Consider the following 16,478-nt stretch of genomic DNA (forward strand, 5'->3'; position numbering starts at 1 on the left):
GATTTATTTAGGATTAGACCACGACAGTCAATAAATCCTCTTGAAAATCAATCGAATTCTTCTCCGTTTCAATAACATCCAGGTAATTCGATGTATTAGCCACGATGACAGGCGTGGTCAGAACATAACCTGCCTCTTTGATCGCTTCCATATCAAACTCCATGAGCAGCTGACCTTTTTTAACAGCATCCCCCTGTTTTACTTTAGGATAAAAGTGCTTACCTTTTAATTTGACCGTATCCTTGCCTACATGGATGAGGACCTCAACACCGTGATCGCTTGTAATTCCGATCGCATGACCTGACGAAAATAATGATGTTAATACGCCGTCTACAGGTGAAACGACCTTGCCTTCGGAAGGCTCAATGGCAACCCCTTTGCCCAGAGCACCTGTCGAAAAGGCTTCGTCTGTTACTTCAGATAAAGGTTTGATTTCACCTTTTAACGGACTAATCACAGTCTCTTGTTTTACTAAAACTTCTTTGGCTGCTCCTGTTGTACTATCTACCTTTTTACCTTCTTTCACTTCATCATCTTGAAATCTACTAAAGAACATAAGCAAGAACCCTAATACAAAACTTACCAGGATACCAATAACCGCTCCATAAAATCCGCTGTCAATTCCTTCCGGACTGATATAGCTCGGGATGGCGAAAACACCCAGTCCACCAATGATATAACCTTTAGTGCCCATCATTCCTATAATACCGCCACCTACTGCAGCCGCTATACAGCTTAAAATAAATGGCTTCTTACGTGGTAATGTAATCCCGTAAATCGCTGGTTCTGTAACACCAAAAATCCCCGAGATGACAGCTGGAATGGAAAGTGATCTCAGCTTTACATTTTTGGTTTTAAATAGAATCGCCAGTACAACACCCGTCTGAGCAAAGGAAGCTCCAAGCGTCGCAGCAAGGATCGGATCAAATTTGAGCACTGCCAAGTTGTTAAGCGCGATCGGAACAAGTCCCCAGTGTAATCCAAAGATAACAAATACTTGCCAGAAAGCACCCATGAGTATACCTTCAATAATTGGACTTAAGTTATACACAAAGAGAGTGCCTGCGCCAAGCAGTTGGCCTGCCCATGTCGAGAGAGGTCCAATTGCGATCAGTGCTAATGGAACAATAACTAACAAGGTGAAAAATGGAACCAAAAATGTTCTAACTACGCTAGGGATAATCTTTTTAAAGAAGTTTTCTATTTTTGAGCCTACATAGGTGGATATGATAATCGGAAGAACGGTTGACGCATAGCTCATCAGAATGACCGGAATACCCAAAAATGTTATATACACAGGTGATTCAAATATGGTTCCGCTAAATAAAGTGTACAGTGGCTTCCCCGTTGATGTTATAGCACTGAATGTTGGATAAACAAGAGATGCGCCTATGGCCATACCTATAAAAATGTTGGCATTGAACTTTTTGGCCGACGTATAACCCAGGAAAATAGGGAAGAAGTAAAATAAACAATCTCCTAAGGCATTGAGAATTTGATAGGTACCTGATGTTTTGGTAAGCCAGCCTAAAGCTATAAATAAGGCAGTGAAGCCCTTAATCATACCTGTGGCACTCAAGACACCGAGCGTTGGTGTAAATACACCTGAAATCGTATCAATAAATCTATTGAACAAACTCACTTTTTCATCTGATGCCTCTTCTGAAGACGCTGCCGAGAAACCGCCTACAGCAGTAACTTCAGCGTAAACCTCCGGTACATGGTTACCTATAACAACCTGGTATTGTCCACCGCTTTTTACTACTGTAACAACACCATCCATGTTTTTCAAAACCTCTGTATTAGCCTTGCTTTCATCTTTTAGTTTGAAACGCAAACGTGTTATACAATGAGTTAGACTATTCACATTTTCTTTGCCGCCGACATTTTTGATAATGTCTTTTGCTAATGTCTCATACTTCATCGTAACTTCCCCTTTATTTCTATTTGATATTTGGCATTTTGCATTCATCTCAAGAGCGTTCCAGCAATATTATAGACTGCCTATATTGTGCCTTTGAGGGAATTGAACTATTCAAAATAATGGTATTTATAAAAAAAGACGAAACCAAATAGATCAAATTCGATCTAGGTTGGTTTCGCCTGCTTTACCAGTAACAATCCAAGAATTATTCAATTTTGTCTTTGGGTCAAACGCTGAATATGAATCGTTATATACAGCTTTTCCTCATCTGACAATACCGTGTTCAAGTATTTTTCGATCTTAAGCATACAGCCGTAAGCCTTTTTATACTTGGCTTTCACTTGCCTCCACAAAAAATCGTCTTCCAGTTCTGTCTTTTCTTTTTTATTTAATCGCTGAAAGAAGAATCTTAAATGTGTAATAAATCGTTCATAACTGATTGAGTGTTCATCTATGGTGTTATTATAAGAGTATTTAATAATATTTAAGATATCCTGTATTTTTTGAGTTTGCTGAGCAACATCTGCTACCTTATTGTAGGAGCTGTTTACTTGAGCATTTATTAAATGAAGGGCTATATTGCCTGCTTCATCTTCTGACAAGCGTTTGCCTGTTTCGTCTTCAATGAACTCCAGTGCTTTTAATCCAACCCCAAATTCTTTGGGATAAAATTTTTTAATTTCCCAGATTAACGGATTTGCATTTTTAAGCCCTACATCAAACATTTTAAATGCATTGTTCATGTGGTCTGTAAGCGAAACATATATATAATCGCTCAATTGTGCCTCTAATATGCTTTTTCCATATTCAATGATGTCATAGCATAACGAAACATATTCTGAAGGAACATCCTCTAGCAATAATTTAAATTTCTCTGAAGCATCCTTCTGTTTAAGCACAAAGACCTTTTCAATTAAATGCTCTTCTACTTGTTCTCCCGCACTCTTTTTGAACGCAATACCTCGACCCATAACAACAAATTCATCCCTTTTTGAATCTTTGGCTATTATGGCGTTATTATTAAATATTTTCGTTATGATCATCTAACTGCCCCCTTATCCCACAAAAATTTAAAAAAGGATTTAGTTGCTGGGCGAAATTTCAGATAGGTCACAAGACGGTAATAGCCGATCAAACCTTCGTCATAAATCAAATTAAAATGTAGTTGATTTACAATTTTGTGTTATGAAAACGCATTCAAATCAAGAGACAAAAGCCTTACGTTTTCCCTGAATGATCTTGAGTGCTCTCAAACCGATCTGATATTCCGTTTTGTAAATGGATATAGTCGGTTAGCCACGCCTATGACATCATTTCTCGGATGTCGATTCGTTGGTCGACGTCATCATCTTTGTTGTTCAGCACTTGTAAGGCTTTGTATCACTCACCTTTCTGCGTTATGCCTGGGCCAGATATTCATATCGTGCGGGATATCACAAATCTTGTATTTCTAAAAGAAAAGGCAAAACCCAACACATGGAAATATTAATTCCATGCCTCGGGTTTTGCCTTTTCAGTAACAATCCCAACATCATAATAACATCTTATTTAAGTTTTGCCAACAAAAATGTTTGCGCTTTCTTTTTTGGGGTATTTACAACAAGTAGACCCTGTTTTATTGGTATAAAATGTCATCCTCCAATGTAGGACATGCTAATCTTTTTTCTATTTTTTGCTGTCTGTTCAGTACGTTCATCGGAATACCGATCTGTGCGTTGTTCCCATACTGAAGTAATCACAGCAAGCAGCTCTTCGTCATTTGTCCCGTTACGAAGCATCTGACGTAGATCAAATCCGCCTGAAGCAAACAAGCACGTATAAAACTTGCCATCGGACGATAAGCGGGCACGTGTGCAGGACGAGCAAAATGATTCAGAAACTGAAGTAATAAAGCCAACCTGCGCGTCGCTGTCTTTATAACGATAACGCTTTGCCACTTCTCCAAAGTAATTTTGGTTCATCGGCTCCAACTCGTACGTATTCTTAAGTCGTTCAACAATTTCTTTTTTTGTTATTACCTTGTCGAAGCTCCAGCCAGTATCGTTACCTACATCCATAAACTCAATAAAACGAAGGGTTATTCCCTGCTCCTTGAAATAAGCAGCCATCGGCAAAATTTCAGAATCATTAATACCTTTTTGAACCACCATATTGACCTTGATTTCAAAGCCTATTTCCCTTGCATATTCGATCTGCTTTAAAATAAAACCAGGCTTAATGCCCCGCCCATTCAACCGCCCAAACAGCTCGGGGTCCAGAGCATCTACACTGACATTAAGCCGTCGTAGCCCCGCTTCATAGAGACGATTAGCCTGTTGGCCTAGCAGCAAACCGTTGGTGGTCAAGCCGATATCTTCCACTCCGTCAATGGACAGAATTTGGGAAACAAGGTCAGGTAGGTTCCGACGCATTAATGGTTCGCCGCCTGTGAGTCGGATTTTTTTTACTCCCAGGCACACAAAGAGCTTCGCCAGTCGGTGAATCTCTTCAAACGACAGACATTCACTTTTGGGAAGAAAGGCAAAATCGTCGCCGAAGATTTCTTTGGGCATACAGTAGGAACAGCGGAAATTGCAGCGGTCCGTAACAGATATACGTAAATCACGAATTGACCGCCGCAATTGGTCTTTCAGTGGATGTGAATTCATGTGGCCGCCTCCTTTTCTAGTGTCTAGGATCGTTATCTTTAGCCGCCGCTGACTGGGGGAATGAAGGCTGCAACGTCTCCATCCTGTAATACATCCGTAGACAAGGCGTACTCCTCATTTAGCGCAATTCGTACAGACTTGATCGGCATATCTGGATATTGATCTGTTATCCAATTGGATAAATCACCCACAGTTTGGCCCCCCAAATCTACCAATTCCTCTGTTTTTCCCGTCACCTCACGGAGTCCCGCAAAATAGTACAGCTTAATCATGACTGATCTCCCCCCGGATTTTTCTTTTGATCTCCGACCCACTGCGTTCCATCTTCCCAAATCTCTCGTTTCCAAATAGGAACTATTTCTTTGATTCGTTCAATCGCGTATTCATTCGCCTCATACGCATCCGAACGATGAGGTGAAGAAACGGCAATGACAACGGCGATATCACCGATTTGAAGCTCGCCAATGCGGTGCGCGATTGCCACTCGTGTCCCTTCCCATTTCTGTTCGATTTCGCAGCCAATCTCCGTGAGCTTTTTTTGGGCCATAGGGACATAGGCCTCATAAGCAAGGTATAAGGTCCGTACGCCTTGAGTCCATTCTCGTACGTGCCCTGTAAAAACAGTCACCGCTCCTGCTTCCGGCCTTAGGACATAATCCGCATAAGCCTGCGGGAGAATGGGCTCCGTCACGATTTCAAATACACTCATCATTTCCACCTTCCAGCCATCGGACAGGCCACTCTCCTGTGACAGACTCTTTTAAATATTTCTGCTTTTTGTATCTACATCTCGTTTAACCAAACAGCTTATGATATAGTTTTTGACCGTTGGTAACACTTCGTACACCGTGTATGAAAAGCCTTCCGTTTTTGAATAAAATCATTCGATGCTTAAAAGCATAAAATTCAACGAAATAAGGAGTTCTTTTTACACGATCTGCTATAAGCCTGCCCATTTTCTCTGCATCATCGAGCGTGATCGGACGATGGGGGTCTGGAAGAACCTGTACCACATCCCGTCCGCACAGAGCAGCATACGCCGAGCGACGTGATGCTGTCAGTGCAGGAAACGTAGGATATTCTCCACAGGTTGGACAATCTTGATTACGGATGCGGGAAATCCCTATGTCCATCTGCGTGTTCTCCCATAGATCAAATAGATAAACCTTGCGGCGCATCTTATCACGTCTGCCGCTCAGCCACTTCATGGCTTCTGCACATTGGAGGGCGGCTGTCACCTGGACTGCGGGCGAGATGATTCCAGCCGTATCGCAGGTCTGATTGATCGCAGGCAACGATGGCAGAAGGCAGCGTAAACAAGCTGACTCGCCCGGCACGAATGGAAAAACAACGCCTGTGCTTCCAACACAGGCTCCGTAAATCCATGGAATTCCTGCCTTCAGTGCAGCATCGTTGATAAGCAGACGAGTTTCGAAATTGTCCGTAGCATCCATCAGCAATATACTTTTGCTGGCAAGTTCTTGAACAAGCTCGGCATCCAGATTATCGAGGTATGTGTACAACCGTACGTCTTCACGTATGGCCTTCAACCTTCTTTCGGCTGCCATGACCTTAGGCTGCATTTCCGCGGCGTCCTGCTCCGTGAACAGCTGCTGACGTTGCAGGTTCGACAGCTCCACATAATCCCGGTCAACCAGATGAAGCTCCCCAACGCCCGCTCTTACCAATGTTTCGGCAATGGCGGAACCCAGTGCCCCGCAACCGATAATGGTGACGACAGCAGCGGACAGATTACGCTGCCCTTCGCCGCCAATGGGTCTAAATAAGATCTGTCTTGAATAACGTTCATTCATTAGAATGTACCCCTTGATAATACAGCCATATGACGAGGATCAGGCTAGCCAGCGCCACTTGGGAGAGTAACATGAACCCAATGGAATATTGGCCAGTAACGGCATGAATCGTCGACAACAAGATTGGAGGGAAAAAGCCACCGAGACCGCCCATCATGGATACAATTCCGTTAACTATACCCGCTTGTTTATTAAAATAAAATGGAACTAGCTTGAAAATGACACCGTTCCCCACTCCAGCACATACAGCGATCGCCAAGCAGCCTACTGTATAAAGGGTGATTCCTGGTGAAAAAGCCAAAAGAATCGCAGCGACTGTATAAATAGAAAACGTACCTACCAGCAGGAACAGGGGCTGAAACCGATCCGCCAGCCAGCCACCGATGGGGCGGAAGAATGTGGCAATTGCAATGAAGCCTGCTGTACGCATCCCTGCATCCACTTTAGCCAGCTCAAAATTCGATACCAGGAAATTCGGCAAGTACACCGTGAACGCTACAAATGAGCCAAATGTAATAAAATAAAAGAGCGAGAAAAACCAAAGCTTTTCATTTTTGTAAACCCCTTTAATCTGTTCCATAATGGGCGTCATTACTTTAGCTTCATGACGGTCCCCTAAGAAGAAATTCAAAACGATAAAAACAAGCAGCAGAATGAGATACAGCTTCACTGTAGAGGCCCAGCCAATTTGGGTAGCCACAATAGGGGCCGAGAAGGTAGTAACGGCTGTTCCCAAATTTCCTATACCATACATTCCATTTACAAACCCATGCTTTTCCTTTGGATAATACTTCGGTAGCGAAGTCACCCCAACCGAGAACACAGCTCCTCCAATCCCAAGGAACAAGCCACCGATAATTAAATCCATCATCGTAGAAGCTTCACTGATATAGTAGACGGGAAACAAAAGCAAAATAAAGCTAACGAGAAAAACGATTCTTGCTCCGAAAATGTTGGCATAATAACCCAACGGAATGCGCAGAATCGATCCAAGCACAACCGGAATCGCTGTGACTATGGCCAATTTTCCGGGTGGAATAGCAATATCCTCCGTAATGAACGGCATAAGAGAAGAAATGATAACCCATACCATGAATCCAAGAATCAAGTTCATTGTTTGTAACGGCAACTGCATTTTTCTAATCATTTAACTCACCTTTTCAACGTTTTTCTGTCGAATTATTGATTTGAATTTTCTGTCCCCATTGTAGCCGCTAGCCGATCTGTTCGAATATAGGGGACTCCCCTTTACCTGACAGGGGAGTCCCTGAAAATAAAAAAAATCGCTTCTATATGAAGCGACTTGGTCTGTTCAAGAGATTTTTTCATAAAATGTTCTTCTTCATCGGCTAAAAATCCAGCATTTTTTTCTTTAATGCATATTGGACCAGCTCAGGCCGACTTTTTAAGTTCAACTTCTCCATGATTTTCGCTTTGTTCGCTTCAACCGTCTTGACAGAAATGAACAGCTTTTCCGCAACTTCCTTGTTACCGTAACCTTTTGCGACCAGAGGCAGAATCTCCAGTTCCCGCTTGGACAGGATCTCATAAGGATCTTCTGATTGTGACGTCGTATCTTTTTTGATGAACTCACGAACGAGAGAAGTGGCCATTTTAGGATGGATATAGGTCCCGCCCCCATGAATGGTCCGTATGGCAAGCAATAGCTCCTCATCCGGTGCATTTTTCAAAACATATCCCGAAGCACCATTCTTCAAAATATGAAATAGATATTCTTCATCGTCATGCATAGTCAGAATCAGAATTTTAGTGTCGGGGTGGTCCTCTTTAATCTTGCCTGTGGCGATTAATCCACTTTCGCCTGGCGGCATACTGAGATCCATAATTAGAATATCCGGTCGATATTTGGCCACCATCGTATACGCTTCAATTCCGTCTGCCGCCGTTCCGACAACCTCCATATCCGATTGGAAGTTGAGAATCATGGAAAATCCACTTCGTACAATCGCATGGTCATCCGCTAGCACAATTTTGATCAAGTCTCTTTTCCTCCTCATGTCCAATCGGAATTTGTAAAAAGACTTTGGTTCCTCGACCAACATTTGAAAGGACGCCAAAACTTCCGCTTACCAGCTCCGCCCGCTCCTGCATGCCATATAAGCCAAGTCCCGTTCCAATAGGCTTGCTCCCCTTTTCAAAGCCAATTCCATCATCCTCTACAGTCAAACGAAGCGTATGATCGTGCTCAGACAAAGAAACTTTAACCATGTCTACCTGGGCATACTTCAAGGCATTGAGAACAGCCTCCTGGCAGACGCGGTAAATGACAGTTTCCTTTTCACTTCCATACCGCTTTTGGGGAAGATCGGACACAAACTCAACCACAAGACCAAAGCTTTGCTCGATCCGCTTGAAGTGGGAACGGAATGCCGCTTCAAGCCCAAAATCATCAAGTGTGGCGGGGCGTAGTTCCACAGACAGGTTGCGGATATCATCCAGCAATCGCGTCATGGATGCTTCGGTCTGCTTCATATTTTTTAGGAGCTGTTCATCATTCGTCATGTATTTTAACACCCGTAGTTCAACAACCGCGCTCATCAATTCCTGGGCGACGCTGTCGTGCAGTTCCCTGGAAAGCCGTTTACGCTCATTTTCCTGCGCTTCAATGACATGCTTCATCATTTTGTTTTGATACAATTTTTCCTGCGTCTGCAATTGCGGGGTCAAATCTCTCAACATCAACACACGTGTTCCATGTTCAGAATCAATGGTATGAAAAGAAGCGGCATAGGGAACCATTCCGTTGCTCTTCGTTTCCAGATACACCTGAAAAGAAGCGAAATCCTTGGATTCTGGCATATTGAAATAACAATCAAGGCAGGTACGAGGCTCTGTGTCGCTTGTATAGCCTCTGCATGTTCCGCATAAAGCCTTGTCCTTCCCTTCATAGAGTTGAATGAGGACGTCATCGCCCACAATCTCCTCAGCCGCCGGGTTCATAGCCAGGGTATTCCCTTGCCTATCAAAAAAGAAAATGGCTTCCGTACTGTTCTCAAACAACTTCACCATTAGCGCACTCAAAGAGCCAGTCCCTACAGACAATGTCAATCACATCACTTCCTTCCCGTTCAACTCTCCAATTCCCCTATGCGCCAAGGCTTCCAAATCACGCATAATGGCTTCGGTCATCAGCTGTTCTTCCCGAAATCCACCAAGCAGTACGCCCGCGACGCGAGCATCATGCCATAAGGGAACAGCCCCGAGACTCTTGAGCTTCTCGGATTGAACGATCGGGTAGTTAAACAGGCTGTCTGCCCCCACATATTGATAAACAGATGGAATGAAAACGGATTTCCCGGTTTTAAATACGACTCCTGCTATGCCCTTTCCGGATTGCAGCACAATCCGCTTAAAGCGATCATTTAAATTACCGGCTGCATTTTTCCATTTAATTACGTATTGATATTCGGCCGGTTCAACAAGAGCAAGCGCCATGAAATCATAACCGAAATGTTCGCGTATTCGCTCAAGCTCCCTTTGATAATCCATCCTATTATTCATCACTCTCTCCTAATAGAATTAGGAAAGAAGGCAGAGCCCGCTTTCCTAATTCTATTTATGTCTTCTGTAAAGAATATAACTTCTGCGCACATAATTCAACGGAACACTCCACACATGTACAAGCCGGGTAAACGGCCAGAATGCAAAAATCGCAAAGCCCATAAGTATATGAAGCTTGAAAGACATCGGTACGTCTCTCATCAGTGTCGGGTCAACACGGAATATAAATAAACCGCGGAACCAGATCGAGATCGTCTCCCGATAATCAAATTCCGGCTGTACCGCATTCGTCACGAGAGTGGCGAACATCCCCATGCATACAATGACCAAAAGCAATACGTTTACAATCAAGTCAGACGCTGTACTTAAACGGCGTACACTGCGTATTGTAAAACGACGAGAGGTAAGAATCAACATACCGAGGAACGTCATCGCTCCAAATAATCCACCAACATAAACTGCTCCAATATGATACAGATGATCGTTTACACCCAGTGCATGCATCCAGGTTTTTGGTATGCCCAGACCGGATACATGACCCATAATAACCGGGATAATACCCAGGTGGAATAAGAGACTTCCGACCATCAATTGTTTTTTTTCAATAAACTCACTTGATTTTGCTGTCCAATTGAACTGGTCGTTTCTATAGCGGAAAATATGCCCTACAATAAAGACCACCACGCACATATAAGGGAAAATAACCCATAAAAACTGCTCTAGCATCATCATTGCGCGGCTGCCTCCTGTTCTACGCAAGCTTTAAGCGTTTCGCGCAGTCCCTTCACCAAATGAAAATACGGGCTTTCCATTTTTTCCAGCGCTTTAAGCAAATGATAGGTGCCGTCTTCCAGGATCGCGATTGGCATGCGGAAGTTTTCTGTCGTCTTTGGATCTTGCGCCCATTCGGCGGCATACAGAAATTCACACATGAGCGGAAGGTAATCTGGCAGCTCGCCATCTGGCATTTCAAGTCCGTACATCTCATATAGTACCTTTAACTTGACCAGCATTTGTCCCCGTTCTTTTGCATCTTCGAATTTAAAGTAAGTCATATATAGTGCACAATTTTTTTGGAAATCAAAGGTTTCTGTATACATTTCCTGAATCTCTTCCATACTGAACTCTTGCATAAGGGACCAGTAGGTGTTCGCAATCGTATATGCCGGATGGTTTGGATCAAAGGATGCTTCCAGAAAAGCCGGATGAAAATCCAGCTTTTCCGGGTACATGAGTTGCTGGGCGAAAAACTCGAATGATGGCTTGCATTCATACAGCTTCGCTACATTAATCACGCCAAATACCCCCGTAGAAATTTTCTTCATACATTTCTTTTCCAGTTTTCAAAGGCTCTTCCATCCCCATTGAACTTGCCAGACTACAGCCGTCACAGCCAGAGCCTGAACCCATGTTCCCCATGGTATCACCATAACCAGCAGATCCTTGAGCACGGTATGCATTAGAATATCCTTCTTTATGCGACGTCGGAATGACGAAACGGTCCTCATACTTGGCAATCGCCAGAAGCCGGTACATCTGCTCGGTCTGCAACGATGTCATGCCGATACGTTCAAGACGGCTTTCATCGAAAGGTTGTCTTGTGGACTGGGCACGCATATAGGAGCGCATCATAGCCATCCGTTGCAGGGATTCCTTCACCGTCTGCGTGTCGCCCGCCGTCAGCATATTGGCAAGGTACTGAATGGGGGTGCGCATCTCTTCGATGGCCGGAAAGATCATGTCCGGATTCTCGATCGAGTCTTTCCCTTCAAAGTAATTCATAATTGGACTAAGCGGTGGCACATACCAGACCATCGGCAGCGTGCGATATTCCGGATGGAGCGGGAATGCCAGCTTGTACTCAATAGCAAGCTTGTAGACCGGCGAGTTCTGCGCTGCTTCAATCCAGTCCTCCGAGATGCCGTCTTTTCTCGCCTGAGCAATCACTGCCGGATCGTTTGGATCCATAAACAAGTCACACTGCGCTTTATAAAGGTCTTTCTCATCCTGCGTAGAAGCGGCCTCAAGTACCCGATCTGCATCATACAGCAGAACGCCGAGGTAACGAATTCGTCCTGTACATGTCTCGGAACAGACCGTCGGCAGACCGGCTTCCACACGCGGGAAACAGAAGGTACATTTTTCCGCTTTGTTCGTCTGCCAGTTAAAGTACACTTTTTTGTATGGACAGCCCGTCATGCAATACCGCCAGCCGCGGCAGGCTTCCTGATCCACGAGCACGATTCCGTCCTCGTCCCGTTTGTACATGGCACCCGAAGGACATGACGCGACACAGCTCGGATTTAGACAATGTTCGCAAAGCCGTGGGAGATAAACCATGAACGACTTCTCAAAGTTAAATTTAATCTCTTCTTCGATTTTCTGAATATTTGGGTCAAGCGGACCGGTTACATGCGCACCCGCCAGGTCGTCTTCCCAGTTTGGACCCCATTCCAAATCCATTTTTTCACCCGTTACCGCAGAATGCGCGCGTGCCACAGGTGAATGCTTCTGCTCGCCGGCATGGGTCAGATGCTCGTAATTGTAAGTCCATGGCTCATAATAATCTTTCATTTCCGGCATGTCTGGATTGTAAAAAATCTTACCCAGCGCTATCTTGGACAGCTTGTTGCCTGACTTCAGTTCCAGTTTCCCTTTGCGGAGCTTCCAGCCGCCTTTATAAAGTTCCTGGTCTTCCCATCGCTTCGGATAACCGATACCAGGTTTGGTTTCCACATTGTTGAACCACATATATTCCGCACCTTTGCGGTTCGTCCAGGTTGTTTTGCATGTCACGCTGCACGTATGGCAGCCGATACATTTATCCAGGTTCATGACCATGGCAATTTGAGCTTTAATCTTCAAGCCAGTTAACCTCCTTCATTTTACGTACCGCAACGTACACATCACGCTGGTTGCCGATCGGGCCATAATAGTTGAATCCATAACTAAGCTGAGCATATCCACCGACCATCTGGGTTGGTTTGAGATGAATTCTTGTTGGTGCGTTATGACTACCGCCGCGTGTATCCGTGATTTCGGAGCCTGGCACTTGAATGTGCTTATCCTGAGCATGGTACATGAACATCGTTCCTCTTGGCATCCGGTGGCTGACAACGGTCCGGGCGGTTACGACGCCATTACGGTTGTATACCTCTACCCAGTCATTGTCGGCAAGACCGTGCGCCTCTGCGTCTTCGTTGTTGATCCACACGGTAGGACCTCCGCGAAACAGTGTAAGCATGTGCTGGTTATCCTGGTAGGTGGAGTGAATATTCCATTTACCATGCGGAGTCAGATAACGAAGCACGAGTGAATCTTGTCCGCCTTTTATTTCCCGATCGCGCGGGCCGAACACCATCGGCGGCAGAGTCGGTTTGTAGATCGGCAATGATTCCCCAAACTGTTGGAAAATCTCATGATCAATATAGAAATGCTGTCTTCCTGTCAACGTACGAAACGGAACAAGGCGTTCAATATTCGTTGTAAATGGTGAATAGCGACGTCCTTTCTTGTTCGATCCAGTGAATACCGGTGTCGGTATAACCTCACGCGGCTGTACCGTGATACTTTGGAAAGTGATCTTTTCCGCTGCCCGGTCGGCCGAGATGTCTTTGAGTTCAACACCGTGAAGCTCTTCTGCCTGCTCATAAGCCTTTTGCGAGACCTGTCCATTGGTCGCAGATGAAAGGTGAAGAATAGTATTGGCCACTTGACGAGCTGTCTGGATTTTAGGCAAACCATCTTTAATGGAATCATCGTAATAAACTCCGTTCAGCCTTTTCAATTCCTCATATTCGTCCGCTACGGAGAAGCTGACGCCATGCGCACCTGTTTTCCCGGTAGTCAAATTCGGACCGAGTGATATATATTTATCGTGAATTTTAGTATAGTCGCGTTCGATAATGCTGAAATTCGGCATGGTTTTACCCGGAGTCGCTTCAATTTCGCCCTTCGTCCAGTCCTTTACAAGACCCATCGGCTGCGAAATCTCGCCCATACTGTCGTGTGAGAGCGGCGCGGTCACAAGGTCTTTATATATTCCCGGTAGGTACTCTTTCGCCATATCGGAAAAGACCTCGGAAAGCTGGCGGTAAATATCCCAGTCTGCGCGGGATTCCCACAGTGGATTAACCGCCGGGTTAAACGGATGTACGAAAGGATGCATGTCTGTTGACGACAAGTCTGTTTTTTCGTACCAGGTTGCCGCCGGAAGTACGATGTCCGCGTACAATGGGGTTGTTGTCATCCGGAAATCAAGTGCAACCATCAGATCAAGCTTTCCTTCCACATCTTCCCGCCAGACGATTTCCTCGGGTTTCTGTTCCTCGTTCGGCCGAGCAAGCAGGGCGTCGGATGCTCCGAGTAAATGTTTCATGAAATACTCTTGTCCCTTCGCCGAACTGGAAATCAGGTTTGACCGCCAAACAAAGAGCGAACGCGGGAAGTTCTCAGCTGCCCCAGGATCTTCCACGGCGAAGCGTGTCTTACGTGATTTGATCTCTTCCACAGAGTGATTGATTATGTCCTCGTTGGACTTCTTGCCTAATTGCGCCGCCTCTTCGGCGAACAGCAGACTGTTTTTATTAAACTGTGGATAAGAAGGTAGCCAACCCAGACGCGCTGCGAGCACGTTGTAGTCTGCTGGGTGCCGGTAACTGACATCCCCACCAGTCGGTGACTTCAAGGTGTCTGTGCCACTTTCTTCATAACGCCACTGCTCCGTTGCAAAATAGAAAAATGATGTAGCATTTTGCAGTCTAGCCGACCCTTGCCAGTCTTTTGCAAAGGCAACCGTTGACCAGCCTTCGATTGGGCGGAGCTTTTCTTGACCAACATAATGCGCCCAGCCTCCACCGTTTACGCCTTGGGAAGCAGTCAACATGACCAGGTTCAAGATAGACCGATAGATCGTGTCACTATTGAACCAGTGATTGATACCCGCACCCATAATAATCATGGAGCGCCCTTTAGTATCGATAGCATTTTGAGCAAACTCCCGAGCAATCTGCACCACAACAGATGCCTTCACGCCTGTGATCTTCTCCTGCCAGGCAGGGGTATAATGCGAAGCTGCATCGTAATAATCTTTGGCGTTATGAGGGCTGTCACTGCGCGCGACACCGTACTGGCTCATCATCAGATCGTACACGGTTGCAACGTAACGCTCCGAACCATCTGCCAGGCGCACTTTTTTGGCCGGAATTACACGTTTGAACGTTCCATTACCAGCGTTATCAAAATAAGGGAATACGACTTCTTCCCATTGCTCGCCATGACCTTCCACAGTGAGCGCAGGCTCTACCCTTGTTCCGTCTTCACGTTCCAGGATCAGGTTCCATTTCTTATCCTGTTCCCAACGCTGTCCCATCGTACCGTTCGGGACCAGCATTTCCCCTGCCACTTCGTCATATATGACCGGCTTCCAGTCCGCATGCTGCGAAACATCCCCAAGGTCACTCGCCCGTAGAAAACGCCCACCTTTCCAGGCTCCTTCGTGTGGATCAAGCAGAATCATGAACGGCATATCCGTATATTGTTTGGCATAGTTAATGAACATTGGTTCTTGGCGTTCTTTGTAGAACTCATCCAGAATGACATGTGTCATAGCCTGAGCCACGGCAGCATCTGTACCCGGATTCGGTGCAAGCCAATTGTCAGCGAACTTCACATTCTCCGCCAAGTCGGGAGCCACCGATACGACCTTTGTCCCCTTATAACGTACCTCCGTCATAAAATGAGCGTCCGGCGTCCGGGTAAGCGGTACGTTTGATCCCCACATGATCAGGTAACCCGCGTTGTACCAGTCAGAAGATTCCGGCACGTCCGTCTGCTCACCCCAAATTTGAGGAGATGCAGGCGGAAGGTCGGCATACCAGTCATAAAAACTCAACATCTGCCCACCGAGCAGCGAAATGAACCGGGCTCCCGAAGCGTAGCTTATCATTGACATCGCCGGGATTGGCGTAAAGCCCGCGATGCGGTCGGGACCATACTTACGAATGGTATAGATGAGTTGCGCCGAGATCAGACGCAGGACATCATCCCAGCCGACACGGACATGTCCACCTTTTCCGCGAGCCGATTTGTAGAGCTTGGCTTTCTCAGGGTCTTCTACGATGCTTGCCCATGCGTCTACTGGATTCGTATGCTCCTTAATGGCGGCTAACCAAAGCCGCAATAACTTACCGCGCATATAAGGGTATTTCACGCGTAATGGACTGTATTCATACCAGGAAAATGTAGCGCCACGCGGGCATCCGCGCGGCTCAAATTCCGGCATGTCAACGCCGCAGGAAGGATAATCAATTTGCTGATTCTCCCAGGTGATGATGCCGTTTTTAACAAAAACCTTCCAGCTACAGGAGCCAGTACAGTTGACTCCGTGCGTCGTCCGAACCACTTTGTCGTGAGACCAACGCTGACGGTACACGTTTTCCCATTCTCTATTTTTTTCCTCAAGGATTGACCAATTTCCGGAATAGCTTTCGATCGGTTTAAAAAAGTTGAGGTTGTATTTTTTTTTCATCGATGACCAACACTCCTTTTCAGAATGAAAAACCCTAAAGC

General features: G+C 45.5%; 14 protein-coding genes. All 14 read right to left on the reverse strand.

Annotation, left to right across the window (positions count from 1 at the left end; translation table 11 throughout):
• Nucleotides 1-13: 13 nt before the first annotated feature.
• The 14 genes from NST83_RS17045 to NST83_RS17110 all read right to left on the reverse strand — a co-directional run bounded on the left by NST83_RS17045 (nucleotide 14) and on the right by NST83_RS17110 (nucleotide 16,437).
• Nucleotides 14-1,924 carry a beta-glucoside-specific PTS transporter subunit IIABC gene (locus tag NST83_RS17045; protein ID WP_342415029.1) on the reverse strand — a complete coding sequence of 637 codons (1,911 nt, stop codon included), beginning with the start codon at nucleotides 1,922-1,924 and terminating at the stop codon, nucleotides 14-16.
• A gap of 209 nt (nucleotides 1,925-2,133) precedes the next feature.
• Complete coding sequence (locus tag NST83_RS17050) at nucleotides 2,134-2,967, reverse strand: PRD domain-containing protein (protein WP_283652725.1); 834 nt, start codon at nucleotides 2,965-2,967, stop codon at nucleotides 2,134-2,136.
• Nucleotides 2,968-3,555: 588 nt separating this feature from the next.
• Nucleotides 3,556-4,572 carry a GTP 3',8-cyclase MoaA gene (gene moaA / locus NST83_RS17055; protein WP_342415030.1) on the reverse strand — a complete coding sequence of 339 codons (1,017 nt, stop codon included), beginning with the start codon at nucleotides 4,570-4,572 and terminating at the stop codon, nucleotides 3,556-3,558.
• Between the two features lie 38 nt (nucleotides 4,573-4,610).
• Nucleotides 4,611-4,844, reverse strand: coding sequence for a MoaD/ThiS family protein (locus NST83_RS17060; protein ID WP_342415031.1), 234 nt, complete (start codon nucleotides 4,842-4,844; stop codon nucleotides 4,611-4,613).
• Nucleotides 4,841-5,281 carry a molybdenum cofactor biosynthesis protein MoaE gene (locus NST83_RS17065; protein ID WP_342417978.1) on the reverse strand — a complete coding sequence of 147 codons (441 nt, stop codon included), beginning with the start codon at nucleotides 5,279-5,281 and terminating at the stop codon, nucleotides 4,841-4,843. The genes NST83_RS17060 and NST83_RS17065 overlap by 4 nt, the downstream gene beginning before the upstream one ends.
• Before the next feature lie 85 nt (nucleotides 5,282-5,366).
• Nucleotides 5,367-6,386, reverse strand: a complete 1,020-nt coding sequence (locus NST83_RS17070) for a ThiF family adenylyltransferase (protein ID WP_342415032.1) — start codon at nucleotides 6,384-6,386, stop codon at nucleotides 5,367-5,369.
• Nucleotides 6,379-7,533: a nitrate/nitrite transporter gene (locus tag NST83_RS17075; protein WP_342415033.1), complete on the reverse strand. Its 1,155-nt coding sequence runs from the start codon at nucleotides 7,531-7,533 to the stop codon at nucleotides 6,379-6,381. The genes NST83_RS17070 and NST83_RS17075 overlap by 8 nt, the downstream gene beginning before the upstream one ends.
• A gap of 202 nt (nucleotides 7,534-7,735) precedes the next feature.
• On the reverse strand, nucleotides 7,736-8,383 hold the full coding sequence (locus NST83_RS17080; protein ID WP_342417979.1) for a response regulator transcription factor: 648 nt from the start codon (nucleotides 8,381-8,383) through the stop codon (nucleotides 7,736-7,738).
• Nucleotides 8,361-9,455, reverse strand: a complete 1,095-nt coding sequence (locus tag NST83_RS17085; protein WP_342415034.1) for an ATP-binding protein — start codon at nucleotides 9,453-9,455, stop codon at nucleotides 8,361-8,363. Before NST83_RS17085 ends, NST83_RS17080 begins: the two co-directional genes overlap by 23 nt.
• Entirely contained in the window at nucleotides 9,456-9,908 is a 453-nt protein-coding gene (locus NST83_RS17090; protein ID WP_342415035.1) for a GAF domain-containing protein, read from the reverse strand.
• Between the two features lie 51 nt (nucleotides 9,909-9,959).
• On the reverse strand, nucleotides 9,960-10,637 hold the full coding sequence (narI, locus tag NST83_RS17095; RefSeq protein ID WP_342417980.1) for a respiratory nitrate reductase subunit gamma: 678 nt from the start codon (nucleotides 10,635-10,637) through the stop codon (nucleotides 9,960-9,962).
• On the reverse strand, nucleotides 10,637-11,203 hold the full coding sequence (narJ, locus tag NST83_RS17100; protein WP_342417981.1) for a nitrate reductase molybdenum cofactor assembly chaperone: 567 nt from the start codon (nucleotides 11,201-11,203) through the stop codon (nucleotides 10,637-10,639). The genes narI and narJ overlap by 1 nt, the downstream gene beginning before the upstream one ends.
• The gene (gene narH, locus NST83_RS17105) at nucleotides 11,196-12,773 is read right to left on the reverse strand and encodes a nitrate reductase subunit beta (RefSeq protein WP_342415036.1); all 1,578 of its coding nucleotides are present in this window, start codon (nucleotides 12,771-12,773) and stop codon (nucleotides 11,196-11,198) included. The genes narJ and narH overlap by 8 nt, the downstream gene beginning before the upstream one ends.
• Nucleotides 12,763-16,437 carry a nitrate reductase subunit alpha gene (locus NST83_RS17110; RefSeq protein ID WP_342415037.1) on the reverse strand — a complete coding sequence of 1,225 codons (3,675 nt, stop codon included), beginning with the start codon at nucleotides 16,435-16,437 and terminating at the stop codon, nucleotides 12,763-12,765. The genes narH and NST83_RS17110 overlap by 11 nt, the downstream gene beginning before the upstream one ends.
• Between the last annotated feature and the right edge of the window lie 41 nt (nucleotides 16,438-16,478).

Origin of the sequence: Paenibacillus sp. FSL R10-2782, from assembly GCF_038592985.1 — a bacterium.
GTDB lineage: Bacteria > Bacillota > Bacilli > Paenibacillales > Paenibacillaceae > Paenibacillus > Paenibacillus terrae_C.